The sequence below is a fragment of the Aeromonas eucrenophila genome (assembly GCF_000819865.1).
Taxonomy (GTDB): domain Bacteria; phylum Pseudomonadota; class Gammaproteobacteria; order Enterobacterales; family Aeromonadaceae; genus Aeromonas; species Aeromonas eucrenophila.
Genome location: NZ_CDDF01000005.1, coordinates 369,044 through 388,782, shown reverse-complemented (window position 1 = coordinate 388,782; position 19,739 = coordinate 369,044). Strand labels below are relative to the sequence as shown.

Genomic DNA, 19,739 nt, shown 5'->3' with positions numbered 1-19,739 from the left:
CATTTGCTGCTTTACCAGCGACCAAGCCCTATTGCCTGCGTGCCAAGCGAGAGGTGCCAAGTCATGATCCCATCGATTATTCGCTGGTCCGTTGGCAACCGCTTCCTGGTGCTGCTGCTGACCGTCATGCTCACCGCCTGGGGGCTCTGGTCGGTCAAACAGACCCCGGTGGACGCCCTGCCGGATCTCTCCGACGTGCAGGTGATCATCAAGACCTCCTACCCGGGCCAGGCGCCCCAGGTGGTAGAGGATCAGGTCACCTACCCCCTCACCACCGCCATGCTGGCGGTGCCGGGCGCCACGACGGTGCGCGGCTACTCCTTCTTCGGCGACTCCTTCGTCTATGTGCTGTTCGACGACAGCACGGATCTCTACTGGGCCCGCGCCCGGGTGCTGGAATACTTGAGCCAGGTCGCCCCTAGCCTGCCCCCTGAGGCGAGGCCCCAGCTCGGCCCGGATGCCACCGGGGTGGGCTGGGTCTTCCAGTACGCCCTGGTGGACAGAAGCGGCAAGCACGACTTGAGCGAACTCACCTCCCTGCAGAACTGGTTCCTGAAATACGAGCTGCAGACGGTGAACGGCGTCTCCGAGGTCGCCACCGTGGGCGGCATGGTGCGCCAGTATCAGGTGCGGGTCGACCCGGACAAGCTGCGGGCCTACGGCATCCCGCTCTCCCTCATCCAGACCGCCATCGAGCAGGGCAACCAGGAGACTGGCGCCTCCGTCATCGAGATGGCGGAAGCCGAGTACATGGTGCGCTCCAACGGCTATCTGAAGAGCGTGGAAGACCTCAAGCAAATACCCCTCGGCACCAATGTGCGGGGCGCCCCCTTGCTGCTGGGGGATGTGGCCGAGGTGGTCACCGGCCCCCAGAGCCGGCGCGGTCTCGCCGAGCTCAACGGCGAGGGGGAAGTGGTCGGTGGCATCATCGTCATGCGTTACGGCGAGAATGCTCAGCGCACCATAGACGGGGTCAAGGCCCGGCTCGCCAAGCTCAAGAGCAGCCTGCCGGAGGGGGTGGAGGTGGTCACCGTCTATGACAGATCCGATCTCATCCAGCGCGCCATCGACAACCTCTCCGGCAAGCTCATCGAGGAGTTCGCCGTGGTGGTGCTGGTCTGCTTGGCCTTCCTGTTCCACCTGAGATCCTCCCTGGTGGTGGTGATCTCCCTGCCCATCGCCATCCTGGTCGCCTTTATCGTCATGCATCTGCAGGGGATCAACGCCAACATCATGTCCCTCGGCGGTATCGCCATCGCCATCGGCGCCATGGTGGATGGCGCCATCGTGATGATAGAGAACGTCCACAAACATATGGAGCGCACAGAGCTGACGGAGAAGAACCGCTGGCAGGTGATCGCCCGGGCGAGCATCGAGGTGGGCCCCGCCATCTTCTTCTCCCTGCTCATCATCACCATGAGCTTCCTGCCGGTGTTCGCGCTGGAGGCGCAGGAGGGGCGCATGTTCCATCCGCTCGCCTACACCAAGACCTACGCCATGGCGGCGGCGGCCGGCCTCTCCATCACCCTGGTGCCTGTCATCATGGGCTATTTCATCCGTGGCAAGGTGCTGGCGGAGCAGGCCAACCCCCTCAACCGGGGTTTGAGCAATGCCTACATCCCCCTGCTCAACGCCGTGCTGGCGCGCCCCAAGACCACCTTGCTGCTGGCGTTGGCGGTGACCGTCATTGGCTTCTGGCCGCTCAAGTATCTGGGGTCCGAGTTCATACCGCCGTTCGACGAGGGGGACATCATGTACATGCCCACCACGGCGGCGAATATCTCGGTGGGCAAGGCGCGGGAGATCCTGCAACAGACCGACAAGCTCATTCGCACCGTACCCGAGGTGCAGAACGTGTTCGGCAAGGCGGGCCGCGCCGACTCCGCCACCGATCCCGCCGATCTGGTGATGATGGAGACCAGCATCCAGCTCAAACCGCGGGACCAGTGGCGCCCCGGCATGACCCCTGAGAAGCTCAAAGAGGAGCTCGACGCCCTCATCCGCTTCCCCGGCCTCACCAACGCCTGGGTGCCCCCCATCAAGACCCGCATCGACATGCTGGCCACCGGCATCAAGACCCCGGTGGGCATCAAGATAGCGGGGCCGGATCTCAAGGTCATTCAGGGGATAGGCCAGCAGCTGGAGCAGATCGTCGGCAAGGTGGAAGGGGCATCGTCCGTCTACGCCGAGCGGGTAGCCGGTGGCCGCTACGTCAAGGTGGATATAGACCGGCTCAAAGCCGCCCGCTACGGCCTCAACATCGCCGAGGTGCAGGCGGTGCTCGCCACCGCGGTGGGCGGCATGGACGTGGGCCAGACCATAGAGGGCCGGGAGCGCTATCCCATCAACCTGCGCTATCCCCAGAGCTATCGCGATTCGGTGGCAAGCCTGGAGCTGCTGCCCCTGGTCACCCCCAAGGGCGAGCGCATCGCCCTGGCGGATCTCGCCCGGGTCTACATCAGCGACGAGGCCCCCATGCTCAGGAGCGAAAACGCCCGCCTCAACGGCTGGGTCTACGTGGATATCCGGGACAGGGACATCGGCTCCTTCGTGAAGGAAGCCAGGGCCGAGGTGGACAAGCAGCTGGTGCTGCCGGCGGGTTACGCCCTCACCTGGTCAGGGCAGTACGAGTACATGGAGCGGGCCAAGGCGCGCCTCGCCTACGTGGTGCCTCTGACGCTCGCCATCATAGTGCTGCTGCTCTATCTCGCGTTTCGCCGCGTCCAGGAGGTGCTGCTCATCCTCACCACCCTGCCGCTCGCCGTGGTGGGCGGGATCTGGACCGTCTGGCTGCTGGACTTCAACCTCTCGGTGGCGGTGGGGGTGGGCTTTATCGCCCTGGCCGGGGTAGCGGTGGAAACGGGCGTGCTGATGCTGGTCTACCTCAACCACGCCTGGGACGATCTGGTCGCCCGCGGCAAACCCACGCTGCAAGGCCTGCATCAGGCGGTCATCCAGGGCGCCGCCCTGCGCCTGCGCCCCAAGATGATGACGGTGGTCACCATCATCGCCGGCCTCCTGCCCATCATGTGGAGCCACGGCACCGGCTCCGAGGTGATGCAGCGCATCGCCGCCCCCATGATTGGCGGCATGGTGACGGCGCTGGTGCTGACCCTGCTGGTGCTGCCGGCGGCCTTCTATCTGTGGCGCAAACGCAGCCTGCCAGCCCATGAACAATCTGAATGACCCGAATTCACAACCGCTTTCGACTAAACGACTGAAGGAAAACATCATGAACTACAAGACGTTGACACTGACCCTGCTGCTCGGCCTCGCCTCTCTCCAGGCCCGGGCCGAGATGACCATGAGCCACGAGGGGCACGACATGTCCCAGATGGCGGAGATGGGCGATATGCAGGAGATGGGAGATGCACAGACGATGACCAAGGGGGTCATCACCCGCATCGACGAGGCGAACAGCAAGCTGGGGATCAAGCACGAGGCCATCAGTAACCTCAAGATGCCCCCCATGAACATGGTGTTCCGACTGGCGAGCCCGGCCCTGCTGGAGGGGCTCAAGGTCGGGGATGCGGTGAGCTTCCACGCCGAGAACCCGGCCGGCAAGCTGACGGTGACCAAGCTGCAGAAGCAGTAATCGACAGGCGTAGCTCCCGGGCATGGAAGGTGAATATGCGTCCCCCTCCATGCCCTCTTTCTTTATATTTACAACCATGCTGCCCTGCTATTGCACAGATATCTGCAGAGCCTTCAAAATAAAATTCCGCATGAGACCTGACTGCCATTTAAGATCCAGTTCGACAGGCTCCGTGAATGTAAATACAGACAAAAATGACAATTGCATTAATAAAATAACATTGCCCACCATTCAGTTTACATTCAGCACAAAATAGCCATCTCCCCTTACTATCAGGGCTCCTTATTCATAATCGGAGTCATACCAGACCAATCAAATAAACAACCGACAATTTCATCCAATATAACCCTGTATGAGAGCAAGGATATTGCTTTCGGCTCTACTACGCTCTTGTAGAGAACAATAAGGATATTATATGAAAAATCATACTCTATTCGGTGCCATCACACTGCTGTTCACCGGTAGTGCCATAGCGCAATCTCCGGAAATAGCCGCCTACTATCTGAGTGGTCCGGATGCCGCAACCAATACGCCCGCCTATTACGCCTCACTGGCCAATCTGGAAAATTTGAGTCAGCAGATCGCCAGTCAAAAGAGCAATTTCAACAAGCTGGTTCTTTCCTTTGTGCAGCCCAGCTTGGTAAATTACACACAAAATGATCTGGCCTGCACCGGATTGTTTGGCTATGTCTGCGACACGGCCACCGTCAATAAAAAGCCAAAGGATAATAAATCCGCCGCCGATTTTTCCCAGCTCAAGGATATTATCAACACCTTCAAGCTGCATGGGGTTGAGACCTATATTGCCGTCGGGGGCTGGAACTTCAGCTGCATCCCGGAATACTACGATGTCACGGCAGGCAAGGTGGATGCCTGTGGTCCGGCCGGAGAGAAATACGACTCCTTCCCCAACCCTGGTCCCCGCAACCGCTTCGACAACCCGATATCCGGCCAGGCCGCGGATCAGGCGTATCGCAACGTGGTGCAACTGGCCAGTGATCTCGGCGTGGCGGGCATAGACCTGGACTATGAAGAGTTCTGGCACGCGGATCTCAACGCCTACAGCTGGCGGCTGACGCCGGACTCGGTGCAACCGCCAGCCAGCAACGTGGAATACATCGACACCGCCAGCCTGATGAGTCAGGGCAAGGGGATACTGGTCTTTGACGACAGCATGCAACTGGTGCCATCGGAACAACCCTATCCCAGGATCATGCCGGACACCGTCGACAAGTTTGCGGCCATCATGCGCTCCCTCTACAGCGCCATCGATGCCATCAATCCCGAGCTGGCACTGAGTACAGCAGCCCCGGCTACCGGTGGCATCCCCAATATGTCGGCCAACTGGGGCAGTAATGCCCACACTAGCAATACCTATGGCGGTGCCTGGTGGGGCGGTAATTTATATGGCTTGATTTACAATGCGGCGCTGCAATATCCGGATCTGGTCGATCGTCTCAGCACCATAGGCATCATGTCCTATGACCTGAGCGAAACGGATTGTGGCGGGGATACCAATATTCCCTGCGATCTGGCGGGCCAAGTCGATTATTACTACGGCTCCTTCTTCAGCTGGTTGAAATCCGGTGACACAGTGCGCCCGGGACACGCTGTGGTAAAAGGCTCACCGAGTTATGCCGCGGCATCCATTCAGCCCCAGAAACTGTTGATCACCCCTCCCATCACGGTCGGATTTGAAGTGGGCAGGCCGGCAACCGGGAATTTATTGTTGAGCAAGGAGCTTCTCAATGATATCGCCAGCCGTACCGCCAAATATTCCCCCTCCGGCATGATCATGTGGGATCTTTATAAAGACAAGCGTCATGATGAACCCATGGGCGGCTGGGATCCCGACTGGGCCCGCCCCAACGACGTATTGACCGTTACCTGTGACGTCATGGGATTGAAGGGCGAACAATATGACTGCGCCAGTGCGGTGCCCAATCCCTGATTTCAACATGGAGATATAGACTGAAAAAACATGCCGGCGCACCTGCGCCGGCATGTTGCCGTCATATATTCATTGTTGCCCGGGCTGATGGCAATTTGTTGATGACAGCTCCTGGCTCGATATGTCGTCCAGACAACGGTAGCTAAATACGCGATGCAATAAAAATGGGCAGATTATTCCTGCCCATTTGTTATATGGAAGCGCCGTTATCAGCCGCGAATATGCTCGATAAAGGCGTCGATCTGCTCGCGGCCGCAGGCCGGGTTCATAAACACCGCCTTTTCGCCGGCGATATAGGAGTACTTGCCGCGCTCGTCGTACTCGGAGTGGGCCACCGCCTCCACCCAGTTGGTGAAGAGCCCGACCTTGCCTCGGTGCTTGAACAGGCTGCGGTGATAGTCGGTGTTGCGTTGCAGCCGCGCCTTGTAGGCGGGATCGGCGCTGCGGGCCAGCTCGAAGGCGAACTCGGCCTCCGGATCGCTCACCCACTCCGGGTTGTAGATCTTGAAGCCCACGCTCGGCCCCTGGTTCTCCTGGGCCACCAGCTTGACGTTGCCGAGCTGGCTCAGGCGGAAGCGGAAGTAGTTCGCGTTCTGCAGACAGTGGGCCAGCACGGTGCGATAGCCCTCCACCCCCATGTAGTTGAGGGCCGCATAGGCACCGAACAGGCCGCTCGCGCCACGGGAGCACTCGATGGTGGACTGCAGGTGGGTCTGACCCTGGATGTCCCGTTCGAAGTAGGAGAAGTTTTCCGGATCGTTCTCCATCGCCTTGAGATCGTCCTGCTCTTTTATCATCACCAGGCTGGAGGTGTAGGGCACATAGCCCCACTTCTGGAAGTCGACGGTGAAGGAATCGGCGTATTTGAGCTCGGCGAAGCGCGCCACGTTGCGCTCAATGCCCGCCAGGGTGGCGGCGTTGATGGCGAGCGGGTTGGCGGCAAAGTCGTAATCCAGGAAGAAGATCATCGACCAGCCGATGGCGGCATCCACGTGGATGTGGGGCTTGACCGCCACCTCGAAGCGCTCGCACAGGCGATCCCGCAGCGCCACCACGGGTTTCACCTGATCCACCCCGAAGGTGTCGGTGGTACCCATGGTCAGCATGATGGTCGGCACCACGTGCTTGAGGGCGAAACAGGCGGTCAGGGTGCGCTCGAGATCCACCAGATCGATGTCGTTGTTCTCACCAACCTGGATGCGAATGGTCTTGTGCTCTATGTCCACCCCGAGCAGGGAGAGGTTGGTGATGTTGGAGTAGTGGCCGCCCTGGGAGTTGATGATGCGGTAGTCCTGATAGTGGCCGAGCCCCTTGTGCTTGGCCTCCGGCAGGCTCTTGCGGATGCCGAGCAGGTAGCCGTAGAGGTTACAAAAGGTCCCCCCCTGGGTGAAGATGCCGGTGGCGCGCTCGGGATCATACCCCGCCAGCAGGGCAATCTGGCGCACCACCTTTTTTTCGAGCTCCTCGGCTACCCCGGCGTACTCGGAGTAGACCAGGTTCGGGTTCGCGAGGATGCCCATCTGGGCGCCGTAGATAGCGGGATCCGCCGACATTGTGATGACGTTCTCGACGCTGGAGGGGTTCTCCCAGTCTTTGGACAGGGCGCCAGCGAACAGCAGCTCGGTCATGGGCTCGCCCGGGGCGCGCATGGCCTGCGGCACCGGCATGGTCTCACAGAGATCCGCGAGACGGGCCTGACCATCGGGCCAGGCGTTGAGGCGTGCATCCGGCGCCAGGGCGCGGGCGCGAAACTCGTTGAGGGTGGCGAAGCCGGGCTCGCGAAACACCGGCCAGAGCTCGGGATTGCGGGAGAAGTAGTGGGCCTTGACGGTGGCGAAGCGGGCGGCAAATTCGGGGGCGACGGCGTTGACGCCGTCATCTTTCAGATAAACCAGGTCACTCATGTTGTTACCATTAGTACTGCAGAAGTGACCCGGTTATACCCCTCGGGTCGCATTTGAAACAGCGACAATAACTAATGGCCTGGCCTACTTTTTATCATGCCTCTTATCGGGCCTCGCTGAGGCGGGGCCGAGGGCGCGGTGCCCCGCCAGCTCCGCTTCCCATTTCGTGATCCCGCTCTCACTTGGCAAGCGCGGGATCGGGCCAATCCCAGGCCGATTTAACGCAGCGCCGCCACCAACCAGCTCTCGAGCTCAGTTAGCTCCGCCAACTGCGTCGGGAAGTCGAGCTTGAGCTCGACGAACAGGGCCCCTACCGCCTCGGGCCTATAGGCTACCCCGGGCAGCCGCTCGGCCAGGGCATCCAGGGGCGCCGGATCCAGGCTGTCGCTGAAGATCTGCACCCGTCCGATGATCCCCTTCTCCACGTCGAAGTGCAGCTCCACCCCGCCCCAAGCGAAACGCTCGTCCAGCTGATGGGCAAAGGCCGGCGCGTGGCCGAAGTTCCACTCCCAGCTGCGCTGGCGAGCGAAGGTCTCGGCGAAGCCGGGTAGGTCCGGCAGCTGTTCGGGTGAGATATGCTCGGGCAAGGCCCGCTCACCATGGCGGTCAAAAAAGGCCTCGCTCAGTGCCTGCACCACCTGCTCATGACGGATGCCCGGCAGCAATTCGCTCAAGTTAGCGACTCGGCTGCGCACCGAGGTGATGCCCTTGGCCGCGAGCTTCTTGGGATCCGGGTTGAGGTAGTTGGCGAGCCGACTGAGATCGGCATCCAGCAGCAGGGTGCCGTGATGGAAACCGCGATCGAGGGTCTCTCGATAGGCGGAGCCCGACACCTTGCGATCCCCGTCCTGGGTCGCCACCAGCAGATCGTTGCGGCCGGAGGCGAAGGCTTCCACCCCGAGCCGTTTCAGGCCGTCCAGCACGATGGCGGTGGAGAGGCTCTTGTCATAACCGGGCTTGCCCGCCATGAAGGTGAAGCAGCTGTTGCCAAGATCGTGGAACACGGCCCCGCCGCCGCTGCTGCGCCGGGCCAGAGTCACGCCATCTTCCTCCATGCGGCGGGTGTTGCACTCCTTCCAGGGGTTCTGGGCGCGGCCTATCACCACCGTATTGGCGTTGCGCCACAGAAACAACACCCGCTGGGCGGGGTCCATCTGGCGGAAGATGCACTCCTCCACTGCCAGGTTGAACAGAGGATCGTGGGAATCCGAGATAAGCAGGCGCAGAGGGTGCATGGGCAAGCCTTATGGACAATATGGGGCTCCGATAGTACCACCTCGGGCCACCCTGTGGGGCCCTCATCTCATCGGGCGCAATGAGCCAGGCGGGATCAGGGGCGCCCTTGCCACCAGGGCCAGAACCTGTCCACCAGCAGCACTCCGGCCACCATGGCGGCCACGAACAGCCAGATCAGGGGCTGGCCGCCACTGACAAGACTCAGGGCCGGGCCTGGGCAGATCCCGGCCATGCCCCAACCGATGCCAAAGAGCGCGGCACCGCCAAGCAAGCGTCTATCCAATCGCTGGGGCTGGGCTGGCGGATAGGGCTCCCCCAACAGGCTCTGGCGACGGGGTCGCACCAGATAGAAATAGCCCGGCATAAACACCAGCAGGGCGCCCCCCATCACGAAGGCCAGGCTGGGATCCCAGGCTCCGGTCACATCGAGAAATCCCTGCACCCTGGCGGGGTCCACCATGCCGGAGAGGACGAGACCGAGCCCGAACAGCAGGCCGGACAACAGGCTGATCAGCATTGTCATGTCAGGACTCCTCACAGCAGATGGCGACTGACAAACACAGTGAGCACTGCGGTTGTCATGAAGACGAGGGTGGCGACCAGGGAGCGGCGCGACAGCCGCCCCACGCCGCAGATGCCGTGGCCACTGGTACAGCCGTTGCCAAGGCGGGTGCCGATGCCGACCAGCAGCCCCGCCAGGGCGACCCAGGGCCAGGGGGGCAATACCGCCAGGGTCGGCAGGCTTATCCAACCGAGGGCAAAGGCCAGAGTGCCTCCCCCAACCAGACCCAGCAGGAAGAGCCAGCGCCAGGCGTCCCTGTGTTGCAGGGCGCCGCCCAGGATGCCGCTGATCCCGGCGACCCGGCCGTTGAACAGCATCAGCATCAGGGCGGCGGCGCCGATCAGCATGCCGCCTCCCAGGGCGTGCAACCATTGACTTTCCAACATGGGATCTCCTCGTATCAAAGTCATCGACAGGACGGACTCCGTCCCCCAGGGGCTGGGTGCCGACGTCAGGATCAGCGGGCTTATAGTAAATTAGAAGTTGCTGATATTGGGCCATTCTACTGCTGGGTCAAACATTAGCAATGACTAATTTAAAGGTGTTCGATGACGCCAGGCACCCGCTGAGTGCGGGTTCGGCAGCCCGACTCTGAGTCGTCGAACTTGTATCTGAATGTGACAAAAAGAGCACAAGGCTTTACCTCCGGGCGGTGGATCGGTACCATCTGGCCGTTCATCAACAGCGGAGACCATCAGTGGGCAACTCATCAAGTGACAGTAGCAGGCCGACCTCGTTCGTCGGCACCCCGGTCGCGAGATAGCCGCAGGTCTTCCTCTGCCGCACTCTCGCAACCCTGCGAGAAGCGGAAATCCACTCCCCTCTTCTCTCTTTTTACACTTGACGTCAAGTGACCCGGGCTCAGACCTGTGGACACCTTGCCTGCATAGTTTCTGCTTCCCACAAGGAGGCTGCTATGCGCTTTGTTTCAACACAATCTGCCTCACTACAATCTGGCACTCATGCCCTGCTGGGCAGGCTGGGCCTAAGCTCACTGCCGCGCTGGCTGCGTGCCAGGCAACGGCAGCATCACTACCGTTTGCAGATCCGCTGCCAGGATCGCGCCGCGCTGGAGCAGGTGCTGGCGATGGTGGCTAACACCCTGCAACCGGCAGGACTGAGCCCCTTGCAATCCCTGAGACCGGGGCGCGATGGCGGACGGGAACTGGTGCTCGACCTGCACTGCACCCCGCCCCAGCGCCGCTATCTGGTGCAGTTCGTGCATCAGGTCGGGGTCGCTCACCCGGTACGCTGGGAACTGCGCCCTCAATCCGCTCCCTAGCCCCGGCTCGGTACCGCCAACCCAGCTCCGGGGCCAGTCAGACTGGCCCCGCGCTGCCCGTTGGCATGCTGTCCGCCCTCCCAAGGGCGCGGACCCGCTCGATCTGTGCAATATATTCATCTATCACGATGGCCTTCACTGCGCAGACGACCCACTAATGTCGCATCAAGCAGCATTTTATCTGCCAGCCATGAAGGCCATCCGCTATCAGAAGGAGTACGCCATGAGAATGTGGCAACAAATCGACATGCTTTCCCTGCTCGACACCCTGGCCAGCCTGCTGCTGGCCTTCGTGCTGGGCAGCCTGGTCGGGCTGGAGCGCCAGTATCGCCAGCGTACCGCCGGCCTGCGTACCAACGTGCTGGTCGCCGTGGGGGCGGCCCTGTTCGTCAACCTGGCCCAGCGCATCTATGACCTGCACGGCGGCACCTACGGCGTGGTCCATGTGATCGCCTACATCGTCTCCGGCATCGGCTTCCTCGGCGCCGGCGTCATCATGCGGGAATCCGGCAACATTCGCGGCATCAACACCGCCGCCACCCTGTGGGGCGTCGCCGCCGTGGGCGCCGCCAGCGGTGCCGGCCTCGCCATGGAGGCCATCCTCGGCGCTCTCTTCGTGCTGGCAGCCAACACCCTGCTGCGCCCCCTGGTCAATCAGATCAACCGCCACCCGGTGGACAATACCGATACCGAGGTGACCTACCGCGTCACGGCCCTCATCCGCCGCACCCACCAGAAGGAAGTGCTGCCCTGGCTCGAGCAGATGCTGGAGCAGGCCAATTACCCCCTGAGCGAGCTGGATATCGAGCCATTCGGGGAACATGATCTGGAGATCTCGGCGGTGCTGCTCGCCACCTCCATCGACGGCGAGGAGCTGGATGCCCTGATGAAGAAGCTCGGGGAACACCCCCGCATCAAGCAGATCTTCTGGCGCACCAGCACCACGGATTGAGGCGATGGCAGGAAACTGAAGCCTGTAAGCAGACAAAAAGAAAGCCGGCCCTGGGGCCGGCTTTCTTGCATCACGCGGATTGCGCTTCGCTTATTTGGTCAGATCATCGAAGAAGCGTTTCACCCCTTCGAAGAAGCCTTCCGACTTTGGCTTGTGGGTCTTGGCGGCGGCACCGCTGAACGACTCGTCCAGCTGGCGCAGCAGATCTTTCTGAGCCTCGGTCAACTTGACCGGGGTCTCGATCACCACCTTGCACATCAGATCGCCGACCTGACCGGAGCGCACAGACTTGACGCCCTTGCCCCGCAGGCGGAACAACTTGCCGGTCTGGGTCTCCGTCGTCACCTTCAGCTTGACCCGGCCATCCAGGGTCGGCACTTCGATCTCGCCGCCAAGGGCCGCGGTGGTGAAGCTGATGGGCACTTCGCAGTAGAGATCGTTGCCGTCACGCACGAAGATCTCGTGCTCCTTGACGTGGACCTGTACGTACAGATCCCCGGCCGACGCCCCCGCTTCCCCCGCTTCCCCTTCACCGGAGAGACGGATGCGGTCGCCGGTATCGACGCCCGCCGGGATCTTGACCGACAGTGTCTTGGTCTTCTGATAGCGACCCTCACCGTGGCACTTGCGGCACGGATCCTTGATGATCTTGCCGCGACCGTGGCAGTGCGGACAGGCTTGCTGCACCGCGAAGAAGCCCTGGCGCATCTGCACCTGGCCTGCGCCGTGGCAGGTCGGACAGGTATGGGCAGAGCTCCCGGTGTGGGCGCCGGAGCCGTTGCAGACCTCGCAATGGACCTGAGTCGGGATCTTGATCTCCTTGGAGACCCCGCGCACCGCCTCTTCCAGCGTCAGCTCCATGTTGTAGCGCAGATCGGAGCCACGAGCCGGGCCACGGCGACCGCCACGGCCACCGCCGAAGATGTCGCCAAAGATATCGCCGAACGCATCACCAAAGTCGGCACCGCCGCCAAAGCCACCGTGGCCACCGCCACCCTGGCTCGGATCTACCCCGGCATGACCGTACTGGTCATAGCGGGCGCGCAGGTTGTCGTCGGTCAGGACCTCGTAGGCTTCCTTGACCTCTTTGAACTTCTCTTCCGAGGCGGCATCCCCCTGGTTACGGTCGGGGTGATACTTCATTGCCAGACGCTTATACGCCTTCTTGATCTCGCGCTCATCGGCACCTTTCGATACCCCAAGCACTTCGTAGAAATCGCGCTTCGACATACTCATCCTGTTGCTATATCAGCAGTTACGCAGACGGGCGTTGGTTACCCAACGCCCGTGAAATCATTGACCAAGCCGATGGGCAGCGCGAACGCTGCCCGGTTGGGTACGGCTTATTTCTTGTCGTCTTTCACTTCTTCGAACTCGGCATCGACCACGTCGTCTTCGCCCTTGGCGGAAGAAGTCTGACCGGCATCAGCGGCGCCAGCTTGACCCTGAGCCTGCTGCTGAGCGATCTCCATCAACTTCTGGGACGCTTCCAGCAGAGCCTGCTGCTTGGCCTCGATGGCGGCCTTGTCGTCACCCTTGAGGGCGCTTTCTAGCTCGGACATCGCGGTCTCGATCTTGGTCTTCTCGTCGGCAGGCAGGGCATCACCGGCTTCGGTGATCTGCTTGCGGACAGAGTGGACCAGACCGTCAGCCTGGTTGCGGGTCTGCACCAGCTCCTCAAACTTCTTGTCTTCGGCCGCGTTGGCTTCCGCCTCGCGTACCATGCGTTCGATCTCCTCGTCGGACAGACCGGAAGAAGCCTGGATGGTGATCTTCTGCTCCTTGTTGGTCTCCTTGTCTTTGGCGGAGACGTGCAGGATACCGTTCGCATCGATGTCGAAGGTCACTTCGATCTGCGGCAGACCGCGCTGCGCCGGACGGATGCCTTCCAGGTTGAACTGGCCCAGGGACTTGTTGTCGCTTGCGCGCTTGCGCTCACCCTGCAGCACGTGAATGGTCACGGCAGACTGGTTGTCTTCGGCGGTGGAGAACACCTGGGACTTCTTGGTCGGGATGGTGGTGTTCTTCTCGATCAGCGCAGTCATCACGCTACCCATGGTTTCGATACCCAGGGAGAGCGGGGTCACGTCCAGCAGCAGTACGTCGGTCTTGTCACCGGACAGTACGGCGCCCTGGATAGCAGCACCCATGGCCACGGCTTCGTCCGGGTTGACGTCTTTGCGCGGCTCTTTGCCGAAGAAGTCAGCGACTGTCTTCTGCACCAGCGGCATACGGGTCTGACCACCCACCAGGATGACGTCGTCGATCTCGCCAACTGCCAGACCGGAGTCTTTCAGGGCGACACGGACCGGCTCCAGGGAGTCTTTGACCATGTCTTCCACCAGGGATTCCAGCTTGGCGCGGGTCACCTTGATGTTCATGTGTTTAGGACCGGTGGCATCTGCGGTGATGTACGGCAGGTTCACGTCGGTCTGCTGAGCGGAAGAGAGCTCAATCTTGGCCTTCTCGGCGGCATCTTTCAGACGCTGCAGAGCCAGCTGGTCGTTGCGCAGGTCGATGCCCTGCTCACGCTTGAACTCGTCAACCAGATAGTTGATGACACGGTTGTCGAAGTCTTCACCACCCAGGTGGGTGTTACCGTTGGTCGCCAGCACTTCGAAGGTGGTTTCCCCTTCGACTTCGTCGATCTCGATGATGGAGATATCGAAAGTACCGCCACCCAGGTCATAAACGGCAACCTTGCGCTCACCCTTGACCTTGTTCACGCCGTAGGCGAAAGCTGCTGCGGTCGGCTCGTTGATGATGCGCTTGACGTCCAGACCCGCGATGCGACCGGCATCCTTGGTAGCCTGACGCTGGGCATCGTTGAAGTAGGCCGGTACTGTGATGACCGCTTCGGTCACCGGCTCGCCCAGGTAATCCTCGGCGGTCTTCTTCATCTTCTTCAGCACTTCGGCAGAGATCTGCGGCGGTGCCATTTTCTTGCCTTTCACTTCAACCCAGGCGTCACCGTTGTCGGCCTTGGCGATGGCATACGGCATGATCTTCAGATCACGCTGTACTTCTTCATCTTCGAAACGACGGCCGATCAGACGCTTGATAGCGAACAGCGTGTTCTTCGGGTTGGTAATGGCCTGACGCTTGGCCGGCTGACCAACCAGGATTTCGCCGTCATCGGCATAGGCAATGATGGACGGAGTAGTACGGTCGCCTTCCGCGTTCTCGATCACGCGAGCATGGTCGCCGTCCAGAATAGCGACACAGGAGTTGGTAGTACCCAAATCAATACCGATGATTTTACCCATTTGACGAATCTCCAAATACTTTGAATAAACTGGCGAGGTGCTCGCCTTAATACGTTAACGGCTAGGTGGGGCCTGCCACTGTGGCTTTCAAGCTCCCGGCATCAAATTCTTGTCACCCTGAAGGTGCACATCGAGGATGCCGCCGTGGCCTTGTCCCCTATATGGGGTCTCAAGCCCCGGCTTCAAGCCCCGCACTGAAAAAACCGTGCTCTCATCGTGCTTTGCGCCGGCAAAACCATCGACGGGCCACACGGGGCAATAAAAAGCCCGCCGAGCGGCGGGCTCAATACCGGGAGGGTACTCAGGCAGGTGCCTTGGAGACCATCACCATGGCCGGACGGATGACCCGACCGTTGAGCTCGTAGCCCTTCTGCATCACCGCGATGACGGTGTTCGCCGCCACTTCGGCGTTTTCGATCATGCTGATCGCTTGGTGGGCGTTGGGATCGAACGGCTGGTTCAGCGGATCCAGCGGCAGCAGGCCAAACTTGCCGACCGAGCTCTGCATGGACTTGAGGGTCAGCTCCACCCCTTCGATCATGGGCTTGAGTGCCTCGTTTTCCTTGTCGGCCAGTTCGATGGCACGCTCCAGGTTATCCAGCACCGGCAGCAGTTCGCCCGCAAATTTCTCCAGCGCGAACTTGTGGGCCTTCTCCACGTCCTGGGCCGCGCGGCGACGCAGGTTTTCCATCTCGGCGACGGCACGCACGGCGCGCTCGCGCTCGTCGGCAGCGGCCTGCTCGGCGGTGGCCAGCTGGGCTTCCAGTTCGGCAATGCGGGCCTGCTCGGCTGTCACTTCACTGTCTACATCGGTCGGCTCGACTGGCTGGACTTCTACTTGCTCCATCGCTTCAACCTTTTGTTCTTCGTGGTTCATGACATCTCCAATATTCAGGGTTACTTCGATCAATGGCGCTATTATGGGGACGCAGCCCCCGCTTTCAAGGGGAAAAGGCCAGATCATGGCGGATCGGCCTGCCGGGCCGAGCATTTCGTCGCCGTTCAGCGCCGGATAAGCCAAGCTCGCATGGCGACAGACAAATCTCCGGCAAAGCGCGGTATACTCGGCTCAATACTCATTCCAGACCCGACACTCATGGATTCTCCGTTCAAAACCGTTGCCCTTATCGGCAAACCCCATCACGAAGGGGCCAACCAGACCCTCACCGGCTTGCACCAATATCTCAGCAGCCGCGGCTTTCGGGTACTGCTCGAGAGCCGGGTCGCCCAGACCCTCGGCATCCAGAACGAGGACGTGATGGATCTGGTGCAGCTCGGCCAGCAGGCGGATCTCGCCATCGTCGTCGGCGGTGATGGCAACATGCTGGGGGCCGCCCGGGTGCTGTCGCGCTTCGACGTGGCGGTGATCGGCGTGAACCGGGGCAACCTCGGCTTCCTGACCGATCTCTCGCCCCAGGATTATCTGCTGCCGCTGGAGCAGGTGCTGTCCGGTCACTTCAAGAGCGAGCACCGCTTCCTGCTGGAGGCCGCGGTCTATCGCCACGGCGAGCGCAAGTCGAGCAACCTGGCGGTAAACGAGGCTGTGCTGCATCCGGGCAAGATAGCCCATATGATCGAGTTCGAGGTCTACATCGATGGCAGCTTCATGTACAGCCAGCGCTCGGACGGCATCATAGTCGCGACCCCGACCGGCTCCACCGCCTACTCCCTGTCGGCCGGCGGCGCCATCCTCACCCCCAAGCTCAACGCCATCACGCTGGTGCCCATGTTCCCGCACACCCTGAGCAGCCGCCCCATCGTACTGGACGCAGACAGCGAGGTGCGCTTGCTGGTCTCGCCCGACAATCAGGACGACGCCATGCAGGTGAGCTGTGACGGTCAGGTGACCCTGGCGGTGCACCCGGGGGACGAGATCCTCATCAAGAAGAGCCACCACAAGCTGCACCTGGTGCATCCCCTCGATTACAGCTACTTCCACGTGCTGCGCAACAAGCTCGGCTGGGGCAGCAAGCTGTTTTAAGCCCCGCACTCGCGCCCTCTATCCATCCTGTGATGGGTCGGCACTTTACTGTATGGAAAACCAGTATATACTGGATGCATACACAGTAATGTTGGCCCATACAGGATGAGACCATGCTGACCCAACTGACCGTCACCAACTTCGCCATCGTCAAATTTCTCGAACTCGATCTGCAAGCCGGCATGACCTGCATCACCGGGGAGACGGGGGCGGGCAAGTCCATCGCCATCGATGCGCTCGGCCTCTGCCTCGGCGAGCGGGCCGAAGCCAGCATGGTCCGGCCGGGCAGTGACAAGACGGAGGTCAGCGCTCGCTTCCTGTTGGACGGCAACCCGGCCGCCCGCGCCTGGCTCACCGCCAACGAGCTGGAGAATGAAGGGGAGTGCATAGTGCGCCGGGTGCTCTCCGCCGAGGGGCGCTCGCGCAGCTACATCAACGGGGTCCCCGTTCCCCTGGTACAGCTCAAGAGCCTGGGCCAGTTGCTGGTCAACGTCCACGGTCAGCACGCTCACCAGATGCTGCTCAAACCCGACTATCAGCTCGCCCTGCTCGACGGTTACGCCGGCCATCACCTGCTGCTGGACGAGGTCCGTCGCCACTACCAGCAGTGGCGTCAGCTACAAAATGAGTTGAGCCGCCTCAAGGCCGAGCAACAGCAACGGGAAGCCCGCCGCCAGCTGATCGAGTATCAGGTGCAGGAGCTGGACGAATTTGCCCTGCAACCGGGGGAATTTGAAGCCATAGAGGAGGAGCACCAGCGACTCGCCAACGGCACCGAGCTGATGCAAGAATGCGGTTTTTGCCTCGACTTGCTCTATGACAACGAAGAGACCACCATCGCTGGCCTGCTGCAGGTAGCGGTGGACAGGGCGGAGACCCTGGTCGCCATGGACAGCCGCCTCGGCAACGTGCTCGGTATGCTCAACGAAGCATTGATAGGGGTGCAGGAGAGCCACAGCGAGCTGCGCAGCTATCTCGATCGGCTGGAGCTGGATCCCGAGCGCTTCAACGAGCTGGAGGCCCGCCTCTCCAAGGCCATCAACCTGGCCCGCAAACACCACGTCAAACCCGCCGAGCTGGCCCTGCACCATCAGGATCTCGCCTGCGATCTCGCCCGCCTCAATTCCGATGAAGAGCGGCTGGAAGGGATGGAGGAAGAGTTGGCCCAGGCACGGGTGTCCTTCGTGCAGGCGGCGGAGGTGCTCAGCCAGAGCCGTCAACGCTATGCCGAAGAACTCGGTGCCAAGGTGACCAGCAGCATGCACGAGCTGGCCATGCCCGATGGTCGCTTCGCCATCGAGGTCAGGGCCGATGCCCAGAGCAGTCTCTCGCCCCTCGGCATAGACAGGGTGGAATTTATGGTCACCACCAACCCGGGTCAGCCCATCCAGCCGCTCGGCAAGGTCGCCTCCGGTGGTGAGCTGTCGCGCATCAGCCTCGCCATAGTAGTGATCAGTGCCCGCAAGGTTTCGACGCCGACCCTCATCTTCGATGAAGTGGATGTGGGGATCAGCGGCCCGACGGCGGCCGTGGTCGGTCGTCTGCTGCGCCAGCTCGGTGAATCCACCCAGGTCATGGTGGTCACCCACCTGCCCCAGGTGGCGGGCAAGGGCCACCAGCACATGGTGGTCAGCAAGCATACCGATGGCAAGACCACGGAAACCCAGATGCAGGCGCTCAATCCCGGGGCCCGCCTCAACGAACTGGCCCGTCTGCTGGGGGGGGATCAGATCACCGACAATACCCTGGCCAATGCCCGCGAGCTGCTGGCCTCCTGAGTTCCGCACGGGAAGGAGGATCTTTCTCCTTCCCACTCATCCTCATCGGAATATTCAACAAGCCAAACGCACCAGCACAGCGGGCACAACCAAAAAACCATTTATCCTCGATACCTCACGCTATTGCCACGCTCTTCCCCTGGGTTTTCTCCCTCCCCTCCAAGCGGTAGAGTGACGCCCATGGGGTTGCCCCGTGTACACTGTCATCATCAGCCCACCCCTTTTACCCGAGCCCGGCAACGGATCCCTTGCCAGGCCCTGCAACTCAGGAATCCTCCATGCTCTATGTCTTTGGTCACAAGAATCCCGATAGCGACAGCATCTGCACCGCCCTGGTCACCGCCGACTGGCTGAACGGCCAGGGCCGCCCTGCCCAGGCCTTTGCGCTGGGGACGCCCATCGCCGAGACGCGCTTCATTCTGGAAACCGCAGGGGTGGAGGCGCCGCCCGTGCTCACCGAGAGCGTGGCCGACAAGCCGGTCTTTCTGGTGGATTTCAGCGAGCTGGAGCAGGGGCCGGACGGCCTGGCCGACGCCGACGTGCAGGGCCTCATCGATCACCACCGCATCGGCACCCTCATTACCCGCGGCCCGCTCGATGCCTGGGTCAGGGCGGTCGGCTGCAGTGCCACAGTGCTGCTGGAGCTGATGGACTACGACCAGCTCTCCCGTGCCCAGGCCAGGCTGCTGCTGGGGGCCATCGTCAGCGATACCTTCAACTTCACCTCCCCCACTACCACTGAGCAGGACAGGATCGCGGCCGACCGCTTGCTGCCCATCGCCGAGCTTGCGCTGGCCCCCTTTGCCCAGACCCTGCTGGAGCGTCGCACCCAGATCGGTGATGCCGCCCTGGCCGATCTGCTGATCTTGGACGAAAAGGAGTATCAGATTGCCGGTCACAAGCTGTTCGTCAGCCAGATCTGCGTGATGAACCCAGCCGAAATCCAGGCGCGTCAAGCCGAGCTGGACCAGGCGATGCAAGCTCGTGTGGCGCAAGATGGTCTGGATGGTTATGTGCTGATGCTGACGGACTTGGCCAAGGGAGACAGCCAGCTCCATTTCGCCAGCCAGGGGCTCTTGCCGGCAGATCCCGTCCACCTTGCCGGCGCCGTCAGCCGCAAGAAAGAAGGCTTGCCCTGGCTCGCCAGGCATTTCGCCTGATGGCCAGACTGACTCGCTCATCGACAGACAGCTTGAACCTCCTTCCCTGAGTCCTCATCTCATGTCCGTCCG

Annotated in this window: 15 protein-coding genes; 8 read left to right on the top strand and 7 right to left on the bottom strand. The window is 61.5% G+C overall.

Annotated elements, in window-relative coordinates; genetic code table 11:
* Positions 1-63: 63 nt before the first annotated feature.
* From BN1124_RS05785 to BN1124_RS05775, 3 genes are all read left to right on the top strand, one after another.
* Positions 64-3,186, top strand: coding sequence for an efflux RND transporter permease subunit (locus tag BN1124_RS05785; protein WP_042639990.1), 3,123 nt, complete (start codon positions 64-66; stop codon positions 3,184-3,186).
* Between the two features lie 46 nt (positions 3,187-3,232).
* Complete coding sequence (locus BN1124_RS05780; protein ID WP_042639989.1) at positions 3,233-3,595, top strand: copper-binding protein; 363 nt, start codon at positions 3,233-3,235, stop codon at positions 3,593-3,595.
* A 415-nt stretch (positions 3,596-4,010) separates the two neighbouring features.
* Positions 4,011-5,546 carry a glycosyl hydrolase family 18 protein gene (locus BN1124_RS05775; RefSeq protein ID WP_042639988.1) on the top strand — a complete coding sequence of 512 codons (1,536 nt, stop codon included), beginning with the start codon at positions 4,011-4,013 and terminating at the stop codon, positions 5,544-5,546.
* Between the two features lie 209 nt (positions 5,547-5,755).
* On the opposite strand, the gene BN1124_RS05770 is transcribed toward BN1124_RS05775, so the two are convergent.
* The 4 genes from BN1124_RS05770 to BN1124_RS05755 form a co-directional block, all read right to left on the bottom strand.
* Positions 5,756-7,450 (bottom strand): pyridoxal phosphate-dependent decarboxylase family protein, encoded by a 1,695-nt coding sequence (locus BN1124_RS05770; protein WP_042639986.1) that lies wholly within the window; start codon positions 7,448-7,450, stop codon positions 5,756-5,758.
* Positions 7,451-7,668: 218 nt separating this feature from the next.
* Entirely contained in the window at positions 7,669-8,685 is a 1,017-nt protein-coding gene (locus tag BN1124_RS05765) for a lipoate--protein ligase (protein WP_042639984.1), read from the bottom strand.
* A 95-nt stretch (positions 8,686-8,780) separates the two neighbouring features.
* Entirely contained in the window at positions 8,781-9,209 is a 429-nt protein-coding gene (locus BN1124_RS05760; protein ID WP_042639982.1) for a YeeE/YedE family protein, read from the bottom strand.
* Positions 9,210-9,220: 11 nt separating this feature from the next.
* Positions 9,221-9,634, bottom strand: coding sequence for a YeeE/YedE family protein (locus BN1124_RS05755; protein ID WP_042639980.1), 414 nt, complete (start codon positions 9,632-9,634; stop codon positions 9,221-9,223).
* A gap of 530 nt (positions 9,635-10,164) precedes the next feature.
* Between BN1124_RS05755 and BN1124_RS05750 the strand changes: the two genes are divergently transcribed.
* The gene (locus BN1124_RS05750) at positions 10,165-10,530 is read left to right on the top strand and encodes a hypothetical protein (RefSeq protein WP_042639979.1); all 366 of its coding nucleotides are present in this window, start codon (positions 10,165-10,167) and stop codon (positions 10,528-10,530) included.
* 223 nt (positions 10,531-10,753) lie between these two features.
* Entirely contained in the window at positions 10,754-11,482 is a 729-nt protein-coding gene (locus BN1124_RS05745; RefSeq protein ID WP_042640866.1) for an MgtC/SapB family protein, read from the top strand.
* Between the two features lie 90 nt (positions 11,483-11,572).
* Here the strand turns inward: BN1124_RS05745 and dnaJ are convergent, their stop codons facing one another.
* The 3 genes from dnaJ to grpE form a co-directional block, all read right to left on the bottom strand.
* Complete coding sequence (gene dnaJ, locus BN1124_RS05740; RefSeq protein ID WP_042639978.1) at positions 11,573-12,712, bottom strand: molecular chaperone DnaJ; 1,140 nt, start codon at positions 12,710-12,712, stop codon at positions 11,573-11,575.
* Between the two features lie 113 nt (positions 12,713-12,825).
* Positions 12,826-14,748 (bottom strand): molecular chaperone DnaK, encoded by a 1,923-nt coding sequence (dnaK, locus tag BN1124_RS05735; RefSeq protein WP_042639976.1) that lies wholly within the window; start codon positions 14,746-14,748, stop codon positions 12,826-12,828.
* 301 nt (positions 14,749-15,049) lie between these two features.
* Complete coding sequence (grpE, locus tag BN1124_RS05730) at positions 15,050-15,625, bottom strand: nucleotide exchange factor GrpE (protein WP_042639974.1); 576 nt, start codon at positions 15,623-15,625, stop codon at positions 15,050-15,052.
* A 219-nt stretch (positions 15,626-15,844) separates the two neighbouring features.
* On the opposite strand from grpE, the gene nadK reads away from it, so the two are divergent.
* The 3 genes from nadK to BN1124_RS05715 all read left to right on the top strand — a co-directional run bounded on the left by nadK (position 15,845) and on the right by BN1124_RS05715 (position 19,667).
* Complete coding sequence (gene nadK / locus BN1124_RS05725) at positions 15,845-16,729, top strand: NAD(+) kinase (RefSeq protein ID WP_042639972.1); 885 nt, start codon at positions 15,845-15,847, stop codon at positions 16,727-16,729.
* Between the two features lie 113 nt (positions 16,730-16,842).
* The gene (gene recN / locus BN1124_RS05720) at positions 16,843-18,507 is read left to right on the top strand and encodes a DNA repair protein RecN (RefSeq protein ID WP_042639970.1); all 1,665 of its coding nucleotides are present in this window, start codon (positions 16,843-16,845) and stop codon (positions 18,505-18,507) included.
* Between the two features lie 278 nt (positions 18,508-18,785).
* Positions 18,786-19,667, top strand: coding sequence for a DHHA2 domain-containing protein (locus BN1124_RS05715; protein ID WP_042639968.1), 882 nt, complete (start codon positions 18,786-18,788; stop codon positions 19,665-19,667).
* The last annotated feature ends 72 nt before the right edge of the window (positions 19,668-19,739 follow it).